Origin of the sequence: Micrococcus sp. APC 4021 (genome assembly GCF_030407635.1) — a bacterium.
Classification (GTDB): domain Bacteria; phylum Actinomycetota; class Actinomycetes; order Actinomycetales; family Micrococcaceae; genus Micrococcus; species Micrococcus luteus.
In genome coordinates, this window is sequence record NZ_JASDCZ010000224.1 from 1 (window position 1) to 1,097 (window position 1,097).

At 73.0% G+C, this 1,097-nt stretch carries 1 protein-coding gene; it reads left to right on the forward strand.

Annotated elements, in window-relative coordinates:
- Window positions 1-10 precede the first annotated feature (10 nt).
- A complete protein-coding gene (gene ribH / locus QL983_RS11310; protein ID WP_020624532.1) occupies window positions 11-493 on the forward strand; it encodes a 6,7-dimethyl-8-ribityllumazine synthase in 483 nt (160 codons plus the stop codon).
- Window positions 494-1,097: the final 604 nt, after the last annotated feature.

The window sequence follows — 1,097 nt, forward strand, 5'->3', positions numbered from 1 at the left end:
AGGACACCCCATGAGCGGCGCCGGAGCCCCGACCTTCACCCCCGACCCCGCCGCTGCGAGCGGCCTGAACGTGGCGATCGTCGCCGCCCAGTGGCACACGGAGATCATGGACGGGCTGATCGCCGGGGCGCAGGCCGCCGCGGCGGATTTGGGCCTGGAACCCGTGCTCGTGCGCGTGCCCGGCACCGTCGAGCTCACCGTCGCCGCGGCGCGGCTGGCGGAGCGATTCGACGTCGTCGTGGTCCTGGGCGTCGTGGTGCGCGGGGACACCCCGCACTTCGACTACGTGTGCCAGTCCGTGACCCAGGGCGTGACGGAGGTCTCGGTGCGCACCGGCGTTCCCGTGGGCTTCGGCGTGCTCACCGTGGACACCGAGCAGCAGGCCCGCGACCGGGCGGGCCTGCCCGGATCCCGAGAGGACAAGGGACGCGAGGCCCTCGAGGCGGCCGTCCTCACCGAGCTCGCGCTGCGCTCGGTCACGCCACGGGACTGAGGGTGGCCGGGCGGGGCTGCCTGCTGGGTCGGCTGCTCTCGACGTGGACCCTGTCCCCGGGGCCGGTGGGGTGATCGCAGGCCGGTCAACCGGGCCCGTCCGGAACGCCGGCAGCCCCGCGCCGTCATGGATGGGGTCGGCCGGAGGGCGCGGGGACCCGACGATAGAGGCGGAGACGCGAAGCCCCCGCCCTTCGTCTCGCTCGCGGCATCCACAGCTCGTCGTCCACTGCCCCGACCGTCAGGGCGGGCCGTTGACCCCCAACGCGTTCACCGCCGCAGACGGGTGATCTATGCGGCCCGCCCCGCCTCGGACGACTGCGTCGGGGTGCACGGAGCCTGCCGCAGCGTGGCCGCGTTCAAACAGTCCATGGCCCTGCTGGGAGCTGCGCGAGACCGGGCTGCTGCTCACCCCCCTGGTGCCGGCCCGCTCCATCGTCCCCGGTGCACGTCTGGCCTGCGACTGGCTGGGCCACTATGAGAAGCGCGAACCCGTCGCCTCCGCCTACGCCGACCTGGCCGGCCTCATCTTCGAAAGGATCACCGCATGAACGAGAAGCAGCTTGAGCCCGACCTGAGTCTGCGAGCACAGCGACGCAAGCCCA

What these genes read in the sequence shown, in the direction of transcription:
- ribH (WP_020624532.1), top strand. Translation starts at nt 11, where the DNA reads ATGAGCGGCGCCGGAGCCCCGACCTTCACCCCCGACCCCGCCGCTGCG.